This is a genomic window from Serratia sp. AXJ-M (assembly GCF_046531865.1).
Taxonomy (GTDB): Bacteria; Pseudomonadota; Gammaproteobacteria; order Enterobacterales; family Enterobacteriaceae; genus Serratia; species Serratia liquefaciens.
Genome location: NZ_CP059394.1, coordinates 3,597,544 through 3,616,697 on the forward strand (window position 1 = coordinate 3,597,544; position 19,154 = coordinate 3,616,697).

The 19,154-nt window shown below is 55.6% G+C and carries 16 protein-coding genes; 2 read left to right on the plus strand and 14 right to left on the minus strand.

Going from position 1 to position 19,154, the window contains the following annotated elements; translation table 11 throughout:
• Window positions 1-94: 94 nt before the first annotated feature.
• From nuoL to lrhA, 12 genes are all read right to left on the minus strand, one after another.
• Window positions 95-1,942, minus strand: a complete 1,848-nt coding sequence (nuoL, locus tag H0S68_RS16825) for an NADH-quinone oxidoreductase subunit L (RefSeq protein ID WP_020827842.1) — start codon at window positions 1,940-1,942, stop codon at window positions 95-97.
• Window positions 1,939-2,241, minus strand: coding sequence for an NADH-quinone oxidoreductase subunit NuoK (nuoK, locus tag H0S68_RS16830; RefSeq protein ID WP_012146014.1), 303 nt, complete (start codon window positions 2,239-2,241; stop codon window positions 1,939-1,941). Before nuoK ends, nuoL begins: the two co-directional genes overlap by 4 nt.
• A complete protein-coding gene (gene nuoJ, locus H0S68_RS16835) occupies window positions 2,238-2,798 on the minus strand; it encodes an NADH-quinone oxidoreductase subunit J (RefSeq protein ID WP_020827843.1) in 561 nt (186 codons plus the stop codon). The genes nuoK and nuoJ overlap by 4 nt, the downstream gene beginning before the upstream one ends.
• Window positions 2,799-2,811: 13 nt before the next feature.
• Window positions 2,812-3,354, minus strand: coding sequence for an NADH-quinone oxidoreductase subunit NuoI (gene nuoI, locus H0S68_RS16840; RefSeq protein ID WP_004947256.1), 543 nt, complete (start codon window positions 3,352-3,354; stop codon window positions 2,812-2,814).
• A gap of 14 nt (window positions 3,355-3,368) precedes the next feature.
• Window positions 3,369-4,346, minus strand: coding sequence for an NADH-quinone oxidoreductase subunit NuoH (gene nuoH, locus H0S68_RS16845; RefSeq protein WP_020827844.1), 978 nt, complete (start codon window positions 4,344-4,346; stop codon window positions 3,369-3,371).
• Entirely contained in the window at window positions 4,343-7,081 is a 2,739-nt protein-coding gene (gene nuoG / locus H0S68_RS16850) for an NADH-quinone oxidoreductase subunit NuoG (protein ID WP_041415534.1), read from the minus strand. The genes nuoH and nuoG overlap by 4 nt, the downstream gene beginning before the upstream one ends.
• 79 nt (window positions 7,082-7,160) lie before the next feature.
• Complete coding sequence (nuoF, locus tag H0S68_RS16855) at window positions 7,161-8,513, minus strand: NADH-quinone oxidoreductase subunit NuoF (RefSeq protein ID WP_020827846.1); 1,353 nt, start codon at window positions 8,511-8,513, stop codon at window positions 7,161-7,163.
• The gene (gene nuoE / locus H0S68_RS16860) at window positions 8,510-9,061 is read right to left on the minus strand and encodes an NADH-quinone oxidoreductase subunit NuoE (RefSeq protein WP_104410952.1); all 552 of its coding nucleotides are present in this window, start codon (window positions 9,059-9,061) and stop codon (window positions 8,510-8,512) included. Before nuoE ends, nuoF begins: the two co-directional genes overlap by 4 nt.
• Before the next feature lie 2 nt (window positions 9,062-9,063).
• Complete coding sequence (gene nuoC, locus H0S68_RS16865; RefSeq protein ID WP_020827848.1) at window positions 9,064-10,860, minus strand: NADH-quinone oxidoreductase subunit C/D; 1,797 nt, start codon at window positions 10,858-10,860, stop codon at window positions 9,064-9,066.
• Window positions 10,861-10,956: 96 nt separating this feature from the next.
• Window positions 10,957-11,631 carry a NuoB/complex I 20 kDa subunit family protein gene (locus H0S68_RS16870; protein WP_012146021.1) on the minus strand — a complete coding sequence of 225 codons (675 nt, stop codon included), beginning with the start codon at window positions 11,629-11,631 and terminating at the stop codon, window positions 10,957-10,959.
• 23 nt (window positions 11,632-11,654) lie between these two features.
• On the minus strand, window positions 11,655-12,092 hold the full coding sequence (locus H0S68_RS16875) for an NADH-quinone oxidoreductase subunit A (RefSeq protein WP_020827849.1): 438 nt from the start codon (window positions 12,090-12,092) through the stop codon (window positions 11,655-11,657).
• A 711-nt stretch (window positions 12,093-12,803) separates the two neighbouring features.
• On the minus strand, window positions 12,804-13,739 hold the full coding sequence (gene lrhA / locus H0S68_RS16880; protein WP_044552638.1) for a transcriptional regulator LrhA: 936 nt from the start codon (window positions 13,737-13,739) through the stop codon (window positions 12,804-12,806).
• A gap of 858 nt (window positions 13,740-14,597) precedes the next feature.
• On the opposite strand from lrhA, the gene H0S68_RS16885 reads away from it, so the two are divergent.
• Together H0S68_RS16885 and yfbR are read left to right on the plus strand one after the other, a co-directional pair.
• Complete coding sequence (locus H0S68_RS16885; protein ID WP_020827851.1) at window positions 14,598-15,812, plus strand: pyridoxal phosphate-dependent aminotransferase; 1,215 nt, start codon at window positions 14,598-14,600, stop codon at window positions 15,810-15,812.
• Between the two features lie 117 nt (window positions 15,813-15,929).
• A complete protein-coding gene (gene yfbR, locus H0S68_RS16890; protein WP_020827852.1) occupies window positions 15,930-16,529 on the plus strand; it encodes a 5'-deoxynucleotidase in 600 nt (199 codons plus the stop codon).
• A gap of 26 nt (window positions 16,530-16,555) precedes the next feature.
• On the opposite strand, the gene H0S68_RS16895 is transcribed toward yfbR, so the two are convergent.
• Entirely contained in the window at window positions 16,556-18,388 is a 1,833-nt protein-coding gene (locus tag H0S68_RS16895; protein ID WP_232807826.1) for an SLC13 family permease, read from the minus strand.
• Between the two features lie 97 nt (window positions 18,389-18,485).
• Window positions 18,486-19,142, minus strand: coding sequence for a sugar phosphatase (locus H0S68_RS16900; RefSeq protein WP_046373051.1), 657 nt, complete (start codon window positions 19,140-19,142; stop codon window positions 18,486-18,488).
• Between the last annotated feature and the right edge of the window lie 12 nt (window positions 19,143-19,154).

Genomic DNA, 19,154 nt, shown 5'->3' on the forward strand with positions numbered 1-19,154 from the left:
TTGTGTCCCTTATACGAATAATTTCAAACTTTGTACGTAGCGCCTGCCCTGCAGAGCGCTACGCCCGAAAAATGCGTCTGTTTAAATTATTCAATTAAACCAAAATCAACAGAGCCAATACGACCACTGCACCCACACCCATAGACGCTATATACCAACGCACCTGACCGTTCTCGCTCACTGTCAGACCACGGTTCCCCCAGCGGGAGAAAATGGCCGGCAGGTTCATCATCGAGTTCAGCGGATCACGTTGCAGCAACTTCGCAATACCCAGGTACGGCTTGACGAACACTTTGTCGTACAGCCAGTCGAAGCCCCAGGCATGGAACCACCAGGTAGAGAAGAAACGTCCCGGTGCGCTATTGGCGATGCGGGTAACCAGGGTACGTTTGCCCAGCCACAGCGCCGCCGCTAACAGGATGCCAACAATAGCCACTACGCCGGAGGTAATCTCCAGCTGCAGCACGCTACCGTGCGCCAGCTCGGTGGTATCTGGCAGCACGCCCTGCAGTGGCGGAACAATCATCGCGCCAACGAAGGTGGACAGCACCAGCAGAACCAACAGCGGCAGGTGGTGAGTGATGCCTTTACCGGCATGCGCTTTGATTTTCTCTTCGCCATGGAACACGATGAAAATCATACGGAAGGTGTACAGCGAGGTCATGAACGCACCGACCAGGCCGGCAATCATCAGGTTGATGTGACCGTTGGCCATCGCACCCGCCAGGATCTCATCCTTACTGAAGAAGCCTGCGGTGATCAGCGGCAGTGCCGACAGCGCAGCGCCCCCCACCAGGAAGCAGACGTAAACCAGTGGAATGCTCTTGCGCAGGCCGCCCATCTTGAAGATGTTCTGCTCGTGATGGCAAGCCAGGATCACTGAACCGGAGGAGAGGAACAGCAGCGCCTTGAAGAACGCATGGGTCATCAGATGGAAGATTGCTGCATCCCACGCCTGCACACCCAACGCCAGGAACATGTAACCAATCTGGCTCATGGTGGAGTAGGCAAGTACGCGTTTGATGTCAGTCTGTACCAGCGCGGCAAAGCCGGCCAGCACCAGGGTCACTGCCCCGATAATGCCCACCAGATGCAACACTTCCGGCGCCATCAGGAACAGGCCGTGCGTACGGGCAATCAGGTAAACGCCCGCGGTCACCATGGTCGCCGCGTGGATCAGTGCGGAAACCGGGGTTGGACCCGCCATGGCGTCTGCCAGCCAGGTCTGCAACGGCAGCTGCGCTGATTTACCGACCGCGCCGCCCAGCAACATCAGGGTAGCCCAGGTGATCGCCGTATCGCCGACCGCCAGTTTTTGCGGTGCCAGGATCATCAGTTCGCGGATGTTCAGCGTGCCCAGCTCGTTGTAGAGGATGAACAGCGCGAACGCCAGGAACACGTCGCCGACGCGGGTCACGATGAAGGCTTTCATCGCCGCCGCACCGTTGGCCGGATCCTTGTAGTAGAAGCCGATCAGCAGGTAGCTGCACAGGCCCACGCCTTCCCAGCCCAGGTACATCAGCAACAGGTTGTCTGCCAGTACCAATACCACCATGCTGGCGATAAACAGGTTGGTGTAAGCGAAGAAGCGCGAGTAGCCCTCTTCACCGCGCATGTACCAGGACGCGAACATGTGGATGAAGAAGCCCACGCCGGTGACCACGGACAACATGGTCAACGACAGGCCGTCCAGCGTCAGAGTCACGCCGATATTAAAGTTACCGACGGTCATCCAGTTCCACAGGCTCTGCTCAAACAGCTGCACGCCCGTCGCTTTCTGGGCGAAGAAATCCATCGCCACATGCACCGTGACCAACGCAGCCAGGCCGATAGAGCCTACGCCAATGGTTGCCGAGACGTTCTCAGACCAGCGGCCTCGGGAAAAGGCCAACAGCAGGAACCCGATCAGCGGTAGCAGAATAGTTAAATATAATAGGTTCATCCGCGCATCTCACTGACAGTATCAATATTCAGGGTATGACGGCGACGGTAGAGCTGCAGCAGCAACGCCAGACCGATACTGGCCTCGGCTGCCGCCAAACTGATCGCCAGGATGTACATCACCTGCCCATCCGGTTGGCCCCAGTAACTACCCGCCACGATAAACGCCAATGCTGCGGCGTTGATCATCACTTCCAGACTGATCAGCATAAACAGCAGATTACGACGAACCAGCAACCCGGTCAGACCCAGGACGAACAGGATCGCCGCCAGAATCAGGCCATGTTGAAGAGGGATCATGCTTGCTCCTCCGATTTTCTTCTCGCCATTTCGCCACCGACCGGCGCGTTGCTCAACACCTCACCCGGTTTGTGCTCACGGCCAATGTGGAAGGCAACAACCAGACCTGCCAACAGCAGCATTGAAGCCAGCTCAACCGCCAACACGTAAGGACCGAACAGGCTGATCCCCACGGCTTTGGCGTCTACCATCTCACCGCTGATGCCCTGATCGGACACGCTGCGAATCGCGAAAATCAGCACCGCCAGCAGCAGCAACGACAGCAGGCCCGGACCGATCCATACCGACGGCTTCAGCCAGTCGCGCTCTTGCTTTTGTACCGCGCTGCCGAGGTTCAACATCATGACCACGAACACGAACAGCACCATGATGGCACCGGCGTAAACGATGATCTCCAACGCCGCTGCGAAGTACGCGCCGAGTGAGAAGAAGACTGCAGAGATCGCCAACAGCGAGACGATCAGATACAGCAACGCATGCACAGGATTGGTATGCGAGATCACGCGAATGGTCGCGATCACCGCAATCAAACCTGCCAGATAAAAGGCAATTTCCATGCTTGCTGGCTCCTTAAGGCAACAGACCTTTGACGTCGATCGGTTTGGCTTCGTTTTCGGCTTCGCCCTTGGCTTTGCCGTCAATCGCCATACCGGCCATCCGGTAGAAGTTATATTCCGGATATTTACCCGGCCCCGAGATCAACAGATCTTCTTTTTCGTACACCAGGTCCTGGCGTTTGAACTCACCCATTTCGAAATCCGGCGTCAGCTGGATCGCGGTAGTTGGGCAAGCTTCTTCGCACAGGCCGCAGAAAATGCAGCGCGAGAAGTTGATGCGGAAGAACTCCGGATACCAACGGCCATCTTTCTGTTCTGCTTTTTGCAGCGAGATACAGCCCACCGGGCAGGCAACCGCACACAGGTTACAGGCTACGCAACGCTCTTCACCGTCCGGATCGCGCGTCAGCACGATACGGCCACGGTAACGCGGCGGCAGGTAAACCGGTTCTTCCGGATACATCTGGGTTTCGCGCTTGGCGAAGGCATGCAGGCCTATCATCCAAATGCTGCGCACCTGGGTGCCGAAACCAACCAATAACTCTTTCAATGTCATGGTTTATTCACCCCTTATTGAGCGTTGTACAAAATGACTGCGGCAGTTGCCAGCAGGTTCAGCAGCGTCAGCGGCAGACACACTTTCCAGCCGAAGGCCATTACCTGGTCATAGCGCGGACGTGGCAGAGCAGCACGAATCAGAATGAACATCATCATGAAGAAAGCCGTTTTCAGCGCGAACCAGATGAATGGCGGCAGGAATGGGCCCTGCCAGCCACCGAAGAACAACGTCACAATCAGGGCAGAAACGGTGACGATACCGATGTACTCACCCACGAAGAACAGACCGAACTTCATGCCGGAGTATTCAATGTGGTAACCGTCGGCCAGTTCCTGCTCGGCTTCCGGTTGGTCAAACGGGTGACGGTGACACACCGCAACGCCGGCAATCGCAAAGGTCACGAAACCGAAGAATTGCGGGATGACGTTCCACAGATGCGCCTGAGATTCAACAATGGTCTGCATGTTGAAGGAGTCCGCCTGCGCCACCACGCCCATCAGCGACAGGCCGATGAACACTTCGTAGCTCAGGGTTTGCGCAGAAGCACGCATCGCCCCCAACAGCGAGTATTTGTTGTTGCTCGACCAGCCGGCAAACAGCACGGCGTATACCGCCAGGCCGGCCATCATCAGGAAGAACAAAATACCGATGTTGAGGTCGGACACCGCCCAGGTCGGACTGACCGGGACGATGGCAAATGCCAGCAACAGGGAAGTGAAGGCGATCATCGGCGCCAGGGTGAAGATCACCCGGTCGGAGAATTTCGGAACCCAGTCTTCCTTGAAGAACATTTTGATCATGTCGGCGACCAGTTGCAGCGAACCGCCCCAGCCGACACGGTTTGGTCCGTAACGGTTCTGGAACAGGCCGAGCAGGCGACGTTCGCCGAAGCTCATGAAAGCACCGCAGGTGACGACGACCAGCAGGATCACTACCGCTTTAAGCACGGAGATCAGAATGTCGATCACCTCAGGGGTAAACCAGCTCATCGTGTTGCCTCCCGCAGATTTTCAACCGTCGCACCCACCAATACCGGCGGGATCCCTGGCAAGCCGAGCGGTAAGCCCACCTGGCCCTGGGTCAGCGTTTCACTCAGGCGCACCGGCAAACGCAGCGTCTGGCCCGCACAGCTGAACTCCACCAGCGCACCGGCATTCACGCCAAGCGTAGCGGCATCCGCCGGGTTCACCATCACGTAGGCCTCTGGCATACGCTGCTGGATCACGCCGGAACGCTGTGACATTTCATCACTGCCGAACAGGTGGTAATAAGGCGCGACACGCCAGCCTTGCTCATGATCAAAGGCGGCAGGCACCTGGGTGAAGTAATCCAGCTTGCCCTCCCCTGCTTCGATCAGACGCACGCCCGGATCGCCATGGCGCAGCTTGCCGCCCACTTCGGCCTGGAACTTGTTCCATGCCTGCGGTGAGTTCCAACCTGGTGCCCAGGCGAACGGGATCTGCTGACGATCGGCCAGCGGGCTGTTGTTCCCTTCCATCGAGAAGGCGAACATGGTGTCTTTATCCTGCGGCTGACGCGGCTCGTGCACGCTGATGTTGGCGCGCATAGCCGTACGACCACTGGAACGATGTGGCGAACGTGCCAATTTTTGACCACGGATGCGGAAACTTGCGTCCGGTGCCGCGTCCACAATGCCCTGCAGCTGCGGCAACGCGGTAACACAGGCTTCGATAACGTGATCGAGCTGCGTCCAGTCCACGTGACGGCTGGTATAGGTGGAATGCAGCGAGTGCATCCAACGCCAGCTTTCCAGCATTACGGTGTAAACGTCTTTTTTCGCGTCGTCGTAGTAGGCCGGATCGTAAACCTGGAAGAAACGCTGTGCGCGGCCCTCCTGGTTGACCAGGGTACCGTCGCTTTCTGCAAAGCTGGCCGCCGACAGGATCAGGTTGGCCCGATCCATGATCGCGGTGCGCTGATGATCAACCACGATCAGGTTGCTGACCTTGGCCAACGCGGCGTCCACTTTTGCCGCCTGCGCATGCCGGTAGAGATCGTTTTCCATCACGATAGCGGTGTCTGCTTCACCGTTTTCCAGCTGCGACAGCGCCTGATCGAGCGAACCACCGCCAATCATCGACAAACCGATGCTGTTGGCCGCGCTGGCCACGAAGGTGATACCCACATCAGAGCCGCGATCCTTCAGCGCTTTGGCGATGTTGGCCGCCGCTTCGATGATGGCTTCGCTGCCGGCGTTGCTACCGGTGACGATCAGCGGTTTACGTGCGTCGGTCAGCGCCTGCACGATGATATCGACTTTCTTGTTCAGGCCGTCAGCCAAATCGTTGACCGCCGGTGCCGCATTATCAAGCCCGTGGGCGATGGCGAAGCCGAGACGCGCTTGCTCATCCACCGGTGCACGGTAGTTCCACGCAGCGATGTCGTCCAGACGGGTGTTGTCCACGTTGGTGACGAACAGTGGGTACTTGGCATGCTGACCAATGTTTTGTATCGCGGCAATCTGCCAGTCGGCAACGCGCTGGGCTGCAGCCATGGCGCGAGCCTTGCCCTTCACCGCCTGACGTACCGACAAAGCAATACGTGCGCCGGTCTGGGTCAGATCTTCACCCAGCACCAATACCGCGTCGTAGCCTTCAATTTCGCGCAGCGCAGGCGTGTGAACGCCGCTGTTTTGCAGCACGTTCAGCATCAGGTTCAGACGACCCTGTTCCGCCTGTGAAATACCGGTGTAGAAATTCTCGGCACCGACCAGTTCACGCAGTGCGAAGTTGCTTTCCAGACTGGCGCGTGGTGAGCCGATACCGATGGTTTTCTTCGCCTGACGCAGGATGTCCGCCGCGCCCTGCATAGCCTGTTCGGCGTTCAGGGTGATCCAGTCGTTGCCGCGCAGCTGCTGTGGCTGACGTGGACGATCTTTCTGGTTCACGTAGCCATAACCGAAGCGGCCGCGGTCGCACAGGAAGTAGTGGTTCACGCTGCCGTTATAGCGGTTTTCGATGCGACGCAATTCACCATAGCGCTCGCCCGGGCTGGTGTTACAGCCGATGCTGCACTGCTGGCAAATGCTTGGTGCAAACTGCATGTCCCACTTACGGTTATAACGCTCGGAGTGGGTTTTGTCGGTGAACACGCCGGTCGGGCACACTTCTACCAGGTTGCCGGAGAACTCGCTTTCCAGCGTGCCGCTCTCAACACGACCGAAATAGACGTTATCGTGCGCGCCGTACACACCGAAGTCGGTGCCGTCCGCATAATCCTTGTAATAGCGCACACAACGGTAGCAGGCGATGCAGCGGTTCATCTCATGCGAGATAAACGGCCCCAGTTCCTGGTTGTTGTGGGTACGCTTACTGAAGCGGTATTTACGGAAGCTGTGGCCGGTCATTACTGTCATATCCTGCAGGTGACAGTTACCGCCTTCTTCACATACCGGACAGTCGTGTGGGTGGTTGGTCATCAACCACTCAACCACGCTTTCACGGAACTGTTTGGCTTCGGCATCGTCGATGGAAATAAAGGTTCCATCGGATGCCGGTGTCATACAAGACATCACCAAACGGCCACGCGTATCTTCCGCGTTTTGGTATTGCTTTACCGCACATTGGCGGCAAGCGCCGACGCTTCCCAGCGCCGGATGCCAGCAAAAGTAAGGAATATCGAGGCCGAGAGAGAGACAAGCCTGCAACAGGTTGTCAGCTCCATCTACGTCGTATTCTTTGCCGTCTACATGAATCGTAGCCATAGTCAGCATGCTTCCAAGTGGCCTGCCTTGCGGCAGGCGTTAATCAAAAATTCTGGCCGTGTCGTCGGGGCGAGTCGGCTTACCAGCGTTGCTTCAGCAGGTTGTTCGGCTGAATGCCGCCAATCGCATGCGCGTTACTGAAATGCTTCACGGCGATGCCCGCTTCGAACTCTTCACGGAAATATTTAATTGCGCTTTGCAGTGGCTCTACGGCACCTGGCGCGTGGGCGCAGAAGGTTTTGCCCGGGCCGAGGGAACGGCACAGCTGCTCGAGGGTTTCGATATCCCCCGGCTGCCCTTGGCCATTTTCCAACGCACGCAGGATCTTCACGCTCCACGGCAGGCCGTCACGGCATGGCGTACACCAACCGCAGGACTCGCGAGCGAAGAACTCTTCCAGGTTGCGCACCAACGGAACCATACCGATTTCGTGGTCCACCGCCATCGCCAGCGCGGTGCCAAGACGGCTGCCGGCTTTACCGATGTTCTCGAAGTCCATCGGCAGATCGAGATGATCGGCAGTCAGGAAGTCGGTCCCTGCACCACCTGGCTGCCAGGCTTTGAAACGCAGTCCGTCACGCATGCCACCGGCGTAATCTTCCAGAATTTCACGTGCGGTGGTACCAAACGGCAGCTCCCAAACGCCTGGGTTTTTCACCCGGCCGGAGAAGCCCATCAGTTTGGTCCCGGCGTCGTTACTTTTGCCGGCGGAGATCCCCTTGTACCAGTCAATGCCGTTCGCCAGAATGGCCGGCACGTTACACAGGGTTTCTACGTTGTTAACGCAGGTCGGTTTGCCCCATACGCCGGAGGAAGCCGGGAATGGTGGCTTGGAGCGCGGGTTGGCGCGGCGGCCTTCCAGCGAGTTAATCAGCGCGGTTTCTTCGCCGCAGATGTAGCGACCGGCACCGGTATGAACAATCAGCTCGAAGTCGAAACCGCTGCCCATGATGTTCTTGCCCAGATACCCGGCTTCGGTAGCTTCGGCAATCGCACGGCGCAAATGCACCGCCGCTTCGATGTACTCACCGCGCAGGAAGATATAGCCTCGGTAAGCCTTCAGCGCGAAAGCCGAGATCAGCATGCCTTCCACCAACAGGTGCGGCATCTGTTCCATCAGCAAGCGGTCTTTATAGGTGCCCGGCTCCATTTCATCGGCGTTACACAGCAGGTAACGGATGTTCATGGATTCGTCTTTCGGCATCAGGCTCCACTTCAGACCGGTGGAGAAACCTGCGCCGCCGCGGCCTTTCAACCCGGCGTCTTTCACCAGGTTGACGATCTCGTCCGGAGCCAGGCCTTTAATGGCCTTTTCGGCGCCCGCATAGCCGTTTTTGCTGCGGTATTCATCCAGCCAGACCGGCTGTTTGTCATCGCGCAGTCGCCAGGTCAGCGGGTGCATTTCGGGAGTGCGTACAATGTCTTTAATCATTGATACTGCTCCAGTAGCGTCTCGATATCTTCAGGCTTCAGCTGACTGTGAGTGTCCTCATCAATCATCATGGTCGGCCCTTTATCGCAGTTGCCCAGACAGCAGGTTGGCAGCAGAGTGAAGCGACCATCAAAGGTGGTTTGACCCGGTTTGATGCTCAGCTTCTTCTCGATGGCGGCCTGAATGCCCTGGTAACCGGTGATGTGACAAACAACGCTGTCACAATAACGGATCACGTGACGTCCTACTGGCTGACGGAAAATCTGGCTGTAGAACGTGGCCACGCCTTCTACGTCGCTGGCAGGAATGCCCAGCACTTCCGCGATGGCATAAATCGCACCGTCCGGAACCCAGCCGCGCTGCTTCTGCACAATTTTCAGTGCTTCGATTGAGGCGGCGCGTGGATCCTCGTAATGGTGCTTTTCGTGCTCGATCGCATCACGTTCTTCCGCGCTCAGCTCAAATGCATCAACGCCGCTCTGAGGAGCGGCCGCATTGATGGGTTCAAGCGCTTCGTTATTCGCGTGATTGTCTTTTTGATCATGCATAGTTAGCGGTCCACATCTGACATTACAAAATCGATACTACCCAGATAGACGATCAGGTCGGAGACCAGGCTGCCACGGATTACCGCTGGGATTTGCTGCAGGTGCGCGAAGCTTGGCGTACGTACCCGGGTGCGGTAGCTCATGGTGCTGCCGTCGCTGGTCAGGTAGTAGCTGTTGATCCCTTTGGTGGCTTCAATCATCTGGAATGATTCGTTGGCTGGCATCACCGGGCCCCAGGAAACCTGCAGGAAGTGGGTGATCAGCGTTTCAATGTGCTGCAGCGTACGCTCTTTCGGCGGCGGCGTGGTCAGCGGGTGATCGGCCTTGAACGGGCCTTCCGGCATGTTGTTCAGGCACTGCTCAAGGATGCGCAGGCTCTGGCGCAGCTCTTCTACCTTCAGCATCACGCGGGTGTAGCAGTCGCTGTTGCCGTCGCCGACCGGGATTTCGAAGTCGAAATTCTCATAGCCGGAATACGGACGCCATTTGCGCACGTCGAACTCGATACCGGTAGCACGCAGGCCGGCGCCGGTCACGCCCCACTCCAATGCCTCTTTGGCATTGTAGGATGCAACACCCACGGAACGGCCTTTCAGGATACTGTTCTTCAGCGCAGCCTTAACGTAGGAATCCAGGCGTTTTGGCATCCACTCCAGGAATTCACGCAGCAGACGATCCCAACCGCGCGGCAAATCGTGTGCAACACCGCCAATACGGAACCAGGCCGGGTGCATACGGAAACCGGTGATCGCTTCCACCAGATCGTAGATTTTCTGACGGTCGGTAAAGGCGAAGAACACCGGGGTCATGGCGCCGACGTCTTGAATGAACGTACTGATGTACAGCAGGTGGCTGTTGATGCGGAACAGTTCGGACAGCATTACGCGGATAGTGTCAACGCGCTCCGGCACCTTGATACCGGCCAGCTTTTCAACCGCCAACACGTAAGGCATTTCGTTCACGCAGCCGCCGAGGTACTCGATACGGTCGGTGTACGGAATGTAGCTGTGCCAGGACTGACGCTCGCCCATTTTCTCGGCGCCACGGTGGTGGTAACCGATATCCGGAACGCAGTCGACGATCTCTTCGCCATCCAGTTGCAGAATGATACGGAATGCACCGTGCGCAGATGGGTGGTTCGGGCCAAGGTTGAGGAACATGAAGTCCTCGTTCTCGGTGCCACGCTTCATGCCCCAGTCTTCCGGCTTGAAGGTCAGCGCTTCCATTTCCAGATCTTCTTTCTGTTTGGTCAACACAAAGGGATCGAACTCGGTGGCGCGCGCCGGGTAATCCTTACGCAGCGGGTGGCCTTCCCAGGTTTGCGGCATCATGATGCGCGTCAGGTGCGGGTGGCCGTCGAAGGTAATACCGAACATTTCCCAGGTTTCACGCTCATACCAGTTGGCATTAGGGAAAACCTTGGTTGCTGTGGGCACGTGCAGGTCTTTTTCAGACAGCGCCACTTTCAGCATGATATCGCGGTTGCGTTCGATAGAAATCAGATGGTAGAAAACAGAAAAATCCGCGGCCGGCAAACCGTCGCGGTGGGTGCGAAGACGCTCGTCCACGCCATGCAGATCGAACAGCATGACGTAAGGCTTCGGCTGTTTTCTCAAAAACGTCATTACTTCCAGTAACTGGTCAGGCTTGACCCATACCACGGGCATTCCGGTACGGGAGGGCTGAACAGTGAAGGCTTCCGGCCCAAAACGGTTGCGCAGTTCGCCAATCACCGGATCGTCGAGGTGATCTCGGGTCTGCCAGGCCGGCAAGGCGTCGTGCGTCGTTGAATCTGTCATAATTTTTTTTCACCACACTAAAGGGTTATTTCGCCGCAAGTTCACTTTTCGCTGTGTTAACCAATAGCGCACTAAGATGGACGTTAAATGAACGTCTTAAATCTCGTCAGGCGTCCGAAGGTTGGTCACCGCGATACGCTCGCCGTGTTTACGCTCTCTTTCAGACTGCATATTGGCGCGGTAAACGCCCTGATCGCCAACAACCCAGGACAGCGGACGGCGTTCTTTGCCGATCGATTCCTGCAGCAGCATCAGCGCCTGCATGTAAGCTTCTGGACGCGGTGGACAACCCGGGATATACACGTCGACCGGCAAGAATTTGTCCACGCCCTGCACGACGGAATAGATATCGTACATGCCGCCGGAGTTGGCACAGGCACCCATGGAGATCACCCACTTTGGCTCCAGCATCTGTTCGTACAGGCGCTGAATAACCGGGGCCATCTTGGTAAAGCAGGTACCGGCTACGACCATCAGGTCAGCCTGACGCGGCGAAGCACGCAATACTTCGGCACCAAAACGAGCCACGTCGTGAACGGCGGTAAACGACGTCACCATCTCCACGTAACAGCACGAAAGGCCAAAGTTATAGGGCCAAATAGAGTTTTTACGCCCCCAGTTCACCATGTCATGCAATGCATGTTCGAGTTTACCCATGTAAACCGTGCGGTGAACCTGTTGATCCAGGGGATCGGCGACGACCTCCTGTTTTTGCAGGGGGTAACGGTCGTTCTCACCGTTCGGGTCTATGCGGGTGAGCGTATAGTCCATCTTAATGCCTCGTTTTTTACCGACTACTGCGGATGACTGTTGGTGTTAGTGATCGTGCCTGGTTTACTCAGACGTTTGGAACGCGACGGTGTCCAGTCCAATGCGCCGATACGCACCAGATAAAACAGACCGGCCAATAGCACCAAAATGAAAATGGCGGCTTCGATGAAGCCAACCCAACCGCTCTCGCGAATGGAGACCGACCAGGCGTACAGGTACAAGGCTTCAACATCGAAAATAACGAAGAACATGGCAACCAGGTAGAACTTGGCGGACAGACGCATACGCGCCGTGCCGACAGAGTCGATGCCTGATTCAAACGGGGTATGTTTGGCACGCGCACGGGCTCTCCCACCCAGGAAGAACGCGCCCAGCAGCATTAAACCGCAAAGCCCGATAGCCACGACAAAAAATACGGCGAACGCCCAGTGATGAGCGATAACTTCAGTGGTTGTTGACATACTCTATGCTTACTCATCAAAAGTGGCGTCGATCGCTCTGCTCTTGTATCTGGCAGTTAGTGCACCACATCGATTTAAGGGAAGGATAAATAAACCACACAAACAAACTGCTTTTACAGCGAGTTAGGCAGCGTTTTACTGTGGGCTTTTTACTCCTTTCTATAACCTTTTGTCAACTTTGACAAAAGTATCTACACACTAGTTTACATACGTATCATTTAATTAACATTTGATGCGCCTGGCTTAGGCTAAATCGTGTCAGTTAATTGCCGTGTAGAAACAGATAGATATAAACCAACATGCACATTTCAGTTTTACTATACCATTGTCTCAGGAATCTCCTGTTCTTCCACTCACTACCTAGGGGTATTTTTTTGATCCAGGACACGTTTTCAGCATAAAACCTCAAAAAAAGTGTGGCCCTTTAATAAATTTTGTCAATTCTTGCGGTAAAAATCGCCGTGACACGCTATCAAAATAACCCTATCTATTCCAGGTCTTTAGCGGTGAAATTAATCGTTCAAAAAAACAGCGAAAGTCATTTTTTTCGTCTGATAACCGTTCTCATTACCCAGCAAAACTTAAATAAATACGCACTTCGATATCTGAATCAAACGAACTCGACATAAATAAAACTTTTACTGAATTTTGGCCAAAAAAAAACCTCCGCCGAAGCAGAGGTTTTTTCATTGGGTTTAACGCTTTTTGGCATTATTCCTCATCGTCAACCAGACAGGCGTCATCTTGCAGCGATGCGCCGGGCCCGCTGAAGCTGTAGCTGTCGTTGCCGTTTTGCATGGCGCTGAATATCGCCATCGCCAGCTCATTACCGCACTGAGGATCCTTGCACAGGCTGTATTGAGTATCAGGCAACGCGGGTAACCCCTCGGTTGCACCAAGCACACGCAGGTCCGGACTCATCATTTCTATTGGGCGAACGGTAATGCCCAGCCCGGCCTTACAGGCGGCGCGAACGGCGGAAAGCGTTGAAGCCACATAGGCGATCCGCCATGGGATCCCGGCGTCATCCAGGTGTTTGATCGCCATCGCGCGGAACGGACTTGGATCGTCCATCACCACCAACGGGATCGGTTCGCCAGCCTGGAAATGGTAATCGGCCGCGCAATACCACAGGGTTGGTGAGGTACGCAGCACAATGTGCGGGCGATCTGCGGCAGCTATAGTGGTGATAGCCAGATCGACTTCGCCGCTTTCCAGCATGTCGACCATGAACGAGCTGGGTTTCACCCGGACATCAATCGCCAGTTTTGGGTACACCGACGTGACGCGGTTAAGCAAGAAAGGCAGGATGGTATCGGCGGTATCGTCGGAAGCGCCAATAGTCAGAACACCCTTTATATTGTTGTACATCAACGAAGTACAGGCTTCGTCATTGAAGCGCAGGATTTTCCTGGCGTAGCCGAGAAGCTGAATACCGTGTTCGGTCAGTAATTTATTGCGCCCATGACGGGCAAACAACTCTTTGCCAACCAGTTGCTCTAACCGCTGCATTTGTTGGCTGACGGCTGATTGAGTGCGACAAACGGCGACTGCCGCCGCCGCAAAAGTATTCAAATCAGCAACAGCTACAAAGGTTCTTAGCAGATCGAGGTCGAGATTGAGTATCGGACGATTTGCAGTTGTCATAGTGTTTTCTTCACTTTTTGAATTCTAATTTACAAACTACCCTGGTGTGTTTCTAAGACATCGTTAAAGGACGATGCCAGACATGACAGTACCCCACTCATAAGTGGAGGGCAAAAAAATTACTTTTATTTCGTTACCTCTATCGCCTTTTAAAATGTGATCTATCGTGAATGCTTATAGAAATGCCGTACTTTATAAGTGGTGAAAGTGTTTCATTTTTACCGGGTTAAATATTTTACTCATTCAACGCGTGAGATTTCCACACCAATCGTGCTGCATAACTCCCGCGTCCAGACTGGCCTCAGCGCCGTTTTCTGCGCAGAAAAATCCGTAGTTCGCAGCGTAACGTCTGGTTCATTTTTTCATGACTTTAATAAATTCAATCAGTAACATTTATTGCGTGAATAAATCAGAAATAACTACTTAAACAGCGCTTAAGATAGAAACTGAAATACAGCTAATGTAATTCATCCTTGTCTTTCAGTTTGGATCGCCGATTGACATCCCGCTATCAGACTACTCTGGCATTATCATTTCTTTACATTTTAACTTCTTTAATCTTTGGCCGGATAACCCGTTTGTCGGGTCCCGTTCCGTTACGGGGATGATACCGGGTAATTATGACTGTACACCACTACAAAGACAGAATTAAATACCAATTTCAAAATAAAATGCAGCACTAAAACCCACCAAAACACTTTAACATTGCTTATCTCACCTGGGTTCCTGCGTTACCCCCTTCGTTTGCACCAAAGGCGTGCATGGCCCTTCAAAAGCGCCCGCGCCAGGAGTACATTGGGCAGGTTGCGGCATTCCACGGTAGGAACGCCCCCATCCCAGCAAAAGGCTCAACTTTTTATGTCCCCCATTGAGAAATCCAGCAAACTGGACAACGTCTGCTATGACATTCGTGGCCCGGTGCTCAAAGAAGCTAAACGTCTTGAAGAAGAAGGCAATAAAGTCCTGAAACTGAACATCGGCAACCCAGCCCCATTCGGTTTCGATGCCCCTGATGAAATCCTGGTCGACGTGATCCGCAATTTGCCCACGGCGCAAGGGTATTCCGATTCCAAAGGGCTCTTCTCGGCGCGTAAAGCGATCATGCAGCACTACCAGGCCCGCAACATACGCGACGTGACCGTTGAGGATATCTACATTGGCAACGGGGTTTCCGAGCTGATCGTGCAATCCATGCAGGCGCTGCTCAATAGCGGCGACGAAATGCTGGTGCCGGCGCCGGATTACCCACTGTGGACCGCGGCAGTTTCGCTGTCCGGCGGTAAAGCCGTGCATTATCTGTGCGATGAGCAAGCCGGCTGGTTCCCGGATCTGGATGACATCATCAGCAAGATCACCCCACGCACCCGCGGCATCGTGATCATCAACCCGAACAACCCAACCGGTGCGGTGTACAGCAAGGCCTTGCTGGAGCAGATCGTCGAGATCGCCCGTCAGCACAACCTGATCATCTTCTCCGATGAGATTTACGACAAAATTCTGTATGACGAAGCCGAACACCATTCGATCGCCGCGCTGGCACCGGACCTGCTGACCGTCACCTTTAACGGATTGTCCAAAACTTACCGTGTGGCGGGTTTCCGTCAGGGTTGGATGGTGCTGAACGGGCCGAAAAAACACGCCAAAGGCTATATCGAAGGCCTGGAAATGCTGGCGTCGATGCGTCTATGCGCTAACGTACCGATGCAGCACGCTATTCAAACCGCACTGGGCGGTTACCAAAGCATCAGCGAATTTATTCAACCCGGCGGCCGTCTGTATGAACAGCGTAATCGCACCTGGGAACTGTTGAACGAAATCCCGGGGGTTTCCTGCGTGAAACCTCAGGGCGCGCTGTATATGTTCCCACGCATCGATGCCAAACGTTTTAATATTCACGACGATCAGAAATTGGTGCTGGATCTGCTGCTGCAGGAAAAAGTGCTGCTGGTGCAGGGCAGCGCCTTCAACTGGCCGTACCCGGATCATGTGCGCATCGTTACGCTGCCGCGCGTAGATGAACTGGAAATGGCGGTCGGCAAACTGGGCCGCTTCCTGGAAGGCTATCGTCAATAGTCATGATGGGCGCAGCCTGCTGCGCCCTTCTCCCCCATCACCGCACTGCCTGAGTTGCATAACCCGCCATCACTGCTCACAATGGAACCCTCACTTGCCGTTGTATAAGAGAGCACCATGAGCCAGAGCCACTTTTTTGCCCATCTGTCACGTTTGAAACTGATTAACCGCTGGCCGCTGATGCGCAATGTACGTACCGAGAACGTTTCCGAGCACAGCCTGCAGGTGGCATTTGTCGCCCATGCGCTGGCGGTGATCAAGAACCGGAAGTTCAATGGCAACCTGAGCGCCGAGCGTGTCGCCCTGCTGGCGATGTACCACGATGCCAGTGAAGTGATCACCGGCGATATGCCGACGCCGATCAAATACTACAATCCGCAGATCGCCCACGAGTACAAGAAGATCGAAAAGATCGCCCAGCAGAAACTGCTGGATATGATCCCGGCCGAATTGCGCAACGATTTCCGCTCGATTCTCGACGAGCACTATTACACCGAAGACGAAAAGTTGGTGGTGAAGCAGGCCGATGCGCTGTGCGCCTACCTGAAGTGTCTGGAGGAGCTGTCTGCCGGCAATAACGAATTCAAGCTGGCGAAGGCGCGATTGGACAAGACCTTGCAGCAGCGCAGCAGCCCGGAAATGGACTATTTCATGAACGTGTTTATTCCCAGCTTCAGCCTGTCGCTGGACGAAATCAGCCTCGACTCCTCTCTGTAAATCTTATGGCGCAGCACGCTGCGCCGTTAAAAAGCATACAGCCAGGGCACGATAATCACGCTAACCAGCATCACCAACAGCGTGAACGGCACGCCCATACGCACAAAATCACCGAACTTATAATTCCCTGGCCCCAACACCAACGTGTTCACCGGGGAAGAAACCGGCGTCATAAAGGCCGCCGAAGCGGCAATGGCGATAATCATGGCAAACGGGTACGGTGACACCCCCATTTCGCGGGCGGCGGCAATGGCGATCGGCGCCATCAACACCGCGGTTGCCGTATTGGAGATAAACAACCCAATCGTGGCGCACAGAACAAACAGGCACACCAGCATCACCCTTGGCCCGGCACCGCCGGCAACGTCCATTAACCCGCGCACGATCAAATCCACCCCGCCAGTCTTCTGCAATGCCTGAGCAAAGGGCATCATGCCGACAATCAAAATAATGCTCGGCCAGTGGATCGATTTGTAGGCACTTTCCATGTCGATACAGCGGAACTTACCCATCAGCAGGCAGGCAATCAATGCGGCGATCGGATTGGGGATCTCGTCGGTCAGCATCATCGCCACCATCAACGCCAGACAGAATAATGCGTGCGGCGCCTGGGTGATGGCCGGCGCAACCTCGTCGACCTCGGCGGGCAGATTGAGTACGATAAAATCGTGGGTTTTCGCCTGCAGCTGACGGATCGCCTTCCAGTCGCCAATCACCAACAGAATGTCACCCAACGCCAGGGGCTCATCCACCAGCTTGCCCGCCAGGGTTTCGCCATTACGGCGGATCCCCACCACGTTCAGATCGTAACGGCTGCGAAAGGCGGATTCGCGCAGGCTTTTGCCCAACAGCGTCGAGTCAGGAATCAACGACACTTCCGCCATACCGACATTGCGCGACTGCTCGGAAAAATAGTCGCCGCGCAGAACCATGGGTTCCAGTTGCTGCTCACTGCAGAATTCCCGTAAATCGACCTGGCTGTCCGACATGTCGAGCAGCAGCACATCGCCTTCGCGCAGCTCGGTGCTGCCGGATGCGCTGACCATTACCCGCCGAAAGCGCTTCCAGCGTTCAATGCCCACCACATTGGCGCCGTAGCGAGCACGCAGGTGCAGCTCGTCAAGGGAATGTCCCACCAGCGGCGAACCGCTGCGCAGCGCCAGCCGACGCGCCCGGCCGGTCAGCTTGTAGTCACGGATCAAATCGCGGAAAGTGCGTCGCTGCCAGGTTTCGCGCGTCTTATCGCCGTCTTCATTACCCAGCCAACGTCGAGCCACCAGCATATAGCCCACGCCCAACACCAGCACCGCCAGGCCTACCGGCGTCACGCCGAAGAAGCCAAAACCGCTGATGCCTTCGCGCACCAGCTCGCTGTTTACCACCATGTTCGGCGGGGTCGCCACCAGGGTCATCATGCCGCTGATCAGGCCGGCAAAGCTCAGCGGCATCATCAACCTTCCCGGGGCGATTTTCATTCGCGCCGCCACGCTGAGCACTACCGGGATAAAAATTGCCACCACGCCGGTCGAGCTCATGAATGCCCCCAGGCCGGCGACGGTGACCATCAACAACATCAGCATTTTGGTTTCGCTACTGCCGGCGACCTTCACCAGCCAGTCTCCCACCTGATAAGCCACCCCGGTACGTACCAGCCCTTCACCAATCACGAACAGCGCAGCAATCAGGATCACGTTGGGATCGCTGAACCCGACCGTGGCCTCCGGCAGGGTCAGGGTACCGCTCAGCACAAAGGCGATGATCACCAGCAACGCCACTACGTCCATACGCAGTTTATTGGTGGTAAACAACACAATGGCAATCAACAGTAAACTCAGCACCCACAGTAATTCGCTGTTCAAAACGGCCTCACCCGGCAGAGATATCCAAGGGCTTAAAAATTAGCATAAAAAAACCCCGCGGGTGCGGGGTCTAATCAATTTGGGTGAAGATAACGCGTTACGCCACCAGGTTAATCGCGGCGCCCTGCTCCGTTTTGCTCACGGCGATCTGCTCAAGCGATGACAGCAGCAGATCGACCTGATCCAACTTTGGCGCATCGGCTGGTGCATTGACGGCAATCACCTGGCAGCCTGCGGCCAACCCGGACAGAATGCCGGCAGCGGCGTCTTCCACCACCACACAATCTTGCGGTGCCAACCCCAGGCGCTCAGCCCCCAGCAGATACGCATCCGGCTGCGGCTTGCCCTTTTTCACCTGCTCGGCAGTAATGAAAACCTCCGGCTGTGGTAGGCCACCGGCGTTCCGCCGAGCGGTAGCTACCGGGATCGAGCCGGAAGTGACGATCGCCCAGGGAATGTCGAGTTGATTCAAGCGCGCCAACAAGGCAGCGGCGCCGGGCAGTGCGGTAACGCCCTCGGTGTCCTGCGCTTCCACCTGTTCCAGCAGCAGAAACTCCTGCTGGATCGCCGCCTCGCTTTCACCCGGCATAAAATGACGCAACGAGGTAATGGCCTGTTTACCGTGAATAAAATCCAGCACGTCCTGCGGATCAACGCCGCGGCGTTTGGCCCAGTTAACCCAGGCGCGCTCTACCGCAGGCAATGAATCCACCAACGTCCCATCAAGATCGAACAGAAAACCCTTACACTCCACAGGAAACCTCTT

Excerpts from the sequence above, each read along its gene's own strand:
- nuoL (WP_020827842.1), bottom strand. The coding sequence starts at position 1,942 with ATGAACCTATTATATTTAACTATTCTGCTACCGCTGATCGGGTTCCTG.
- nuoK (WP_012146014.1), bottom strand. The coding sequence starts at position 2,241 with ATGATCCCTCTTCAACATGGCCTGATTCTGGCGGCGATCCTGTTCGTC.
- nuoJ (WP_020827843.1), bottom strand. The coding sequence starts at position 2,798 with ATGGAAATTGCCTTTTATCTGGCAGGTTTGATTGCGGTGATCGCGACC.
- nuoI (WP_004947256.1), bottom strand. The coding sequence starts at position 3,354 with ATGACATTGAAAGAGTTATTGGTTGGTTTCGGCACCCAGGTGCGCAGC.
- nuoH (WP_020827844.1), bottom strand. The coding sequence starts at position 4,346 with ATGAGCTGGTTTACCCCTGAGGTGATCGACATTCTGATCTCCGTGCTT.
- nuoG (WP_041415534.1), bottom strand. The coding sequence starts at position 7,081 with ATGGCTACGATTCATGTAGACGGCAAAGAATACGACGTAGATGGAGCT.
- nuoF (WP_020827846.1), bottom strand. The coding sequence starts at position 8,513 with ATGATTAAAGACATTGTACGCACTCCCGAAATGCACCCGCTGACCTGG.
- nuoE (WP_104410952.1), bottom strand. The coding sequence starts at position 9,061 with ATGCATGATCAAAAAGACAATCACGCGAATAACGAAGCGCTTGAACCC.
- nuoC (WP_020827848.1), bottom strand. The coding sequence starts at position 10,860 with ATGACAGATTCAACGACGCACGACGCCTTGCCGGCCTGGCAGACCCGA.
- H0S68_RS16870 (WP_012146021.1), bottom strand. The coding sequence starts at position 11,631 with ATGGACTATACGCTCACCCGCATAGACCCGAACGGTGAGAACGACCGT.
- H0S68_RS16875 (WP_020827849.1), bottom strand. The coding sequence starts at position 12,092 with ATGTCAACAACCACTGAAGTTATCGCTCATCACTGGGCGTTCGCCGTA.
- lrhA (WP_044552638.1), bottom strand. The coding sequence starts at position 13,739 with ATGACAACTGCAAATCGTCCGATACTCAATCTCGACCTCGATCTGCTA.
- H0S68_RS16885 (WP_020827851.1), top strand. The coding sequence starts at position 14,598 with ATGTCCCCCATTGAGAAATCCAGCAAACTGGACAACGTCTGCTATGAC.
- yfbR (WP_020827852.1), top strand. The coding sequence starts at position 15,930 with ATGAGCCAGAGCCACTTTTTTGCCCATCTGTCACGTTTGAAACTGATT.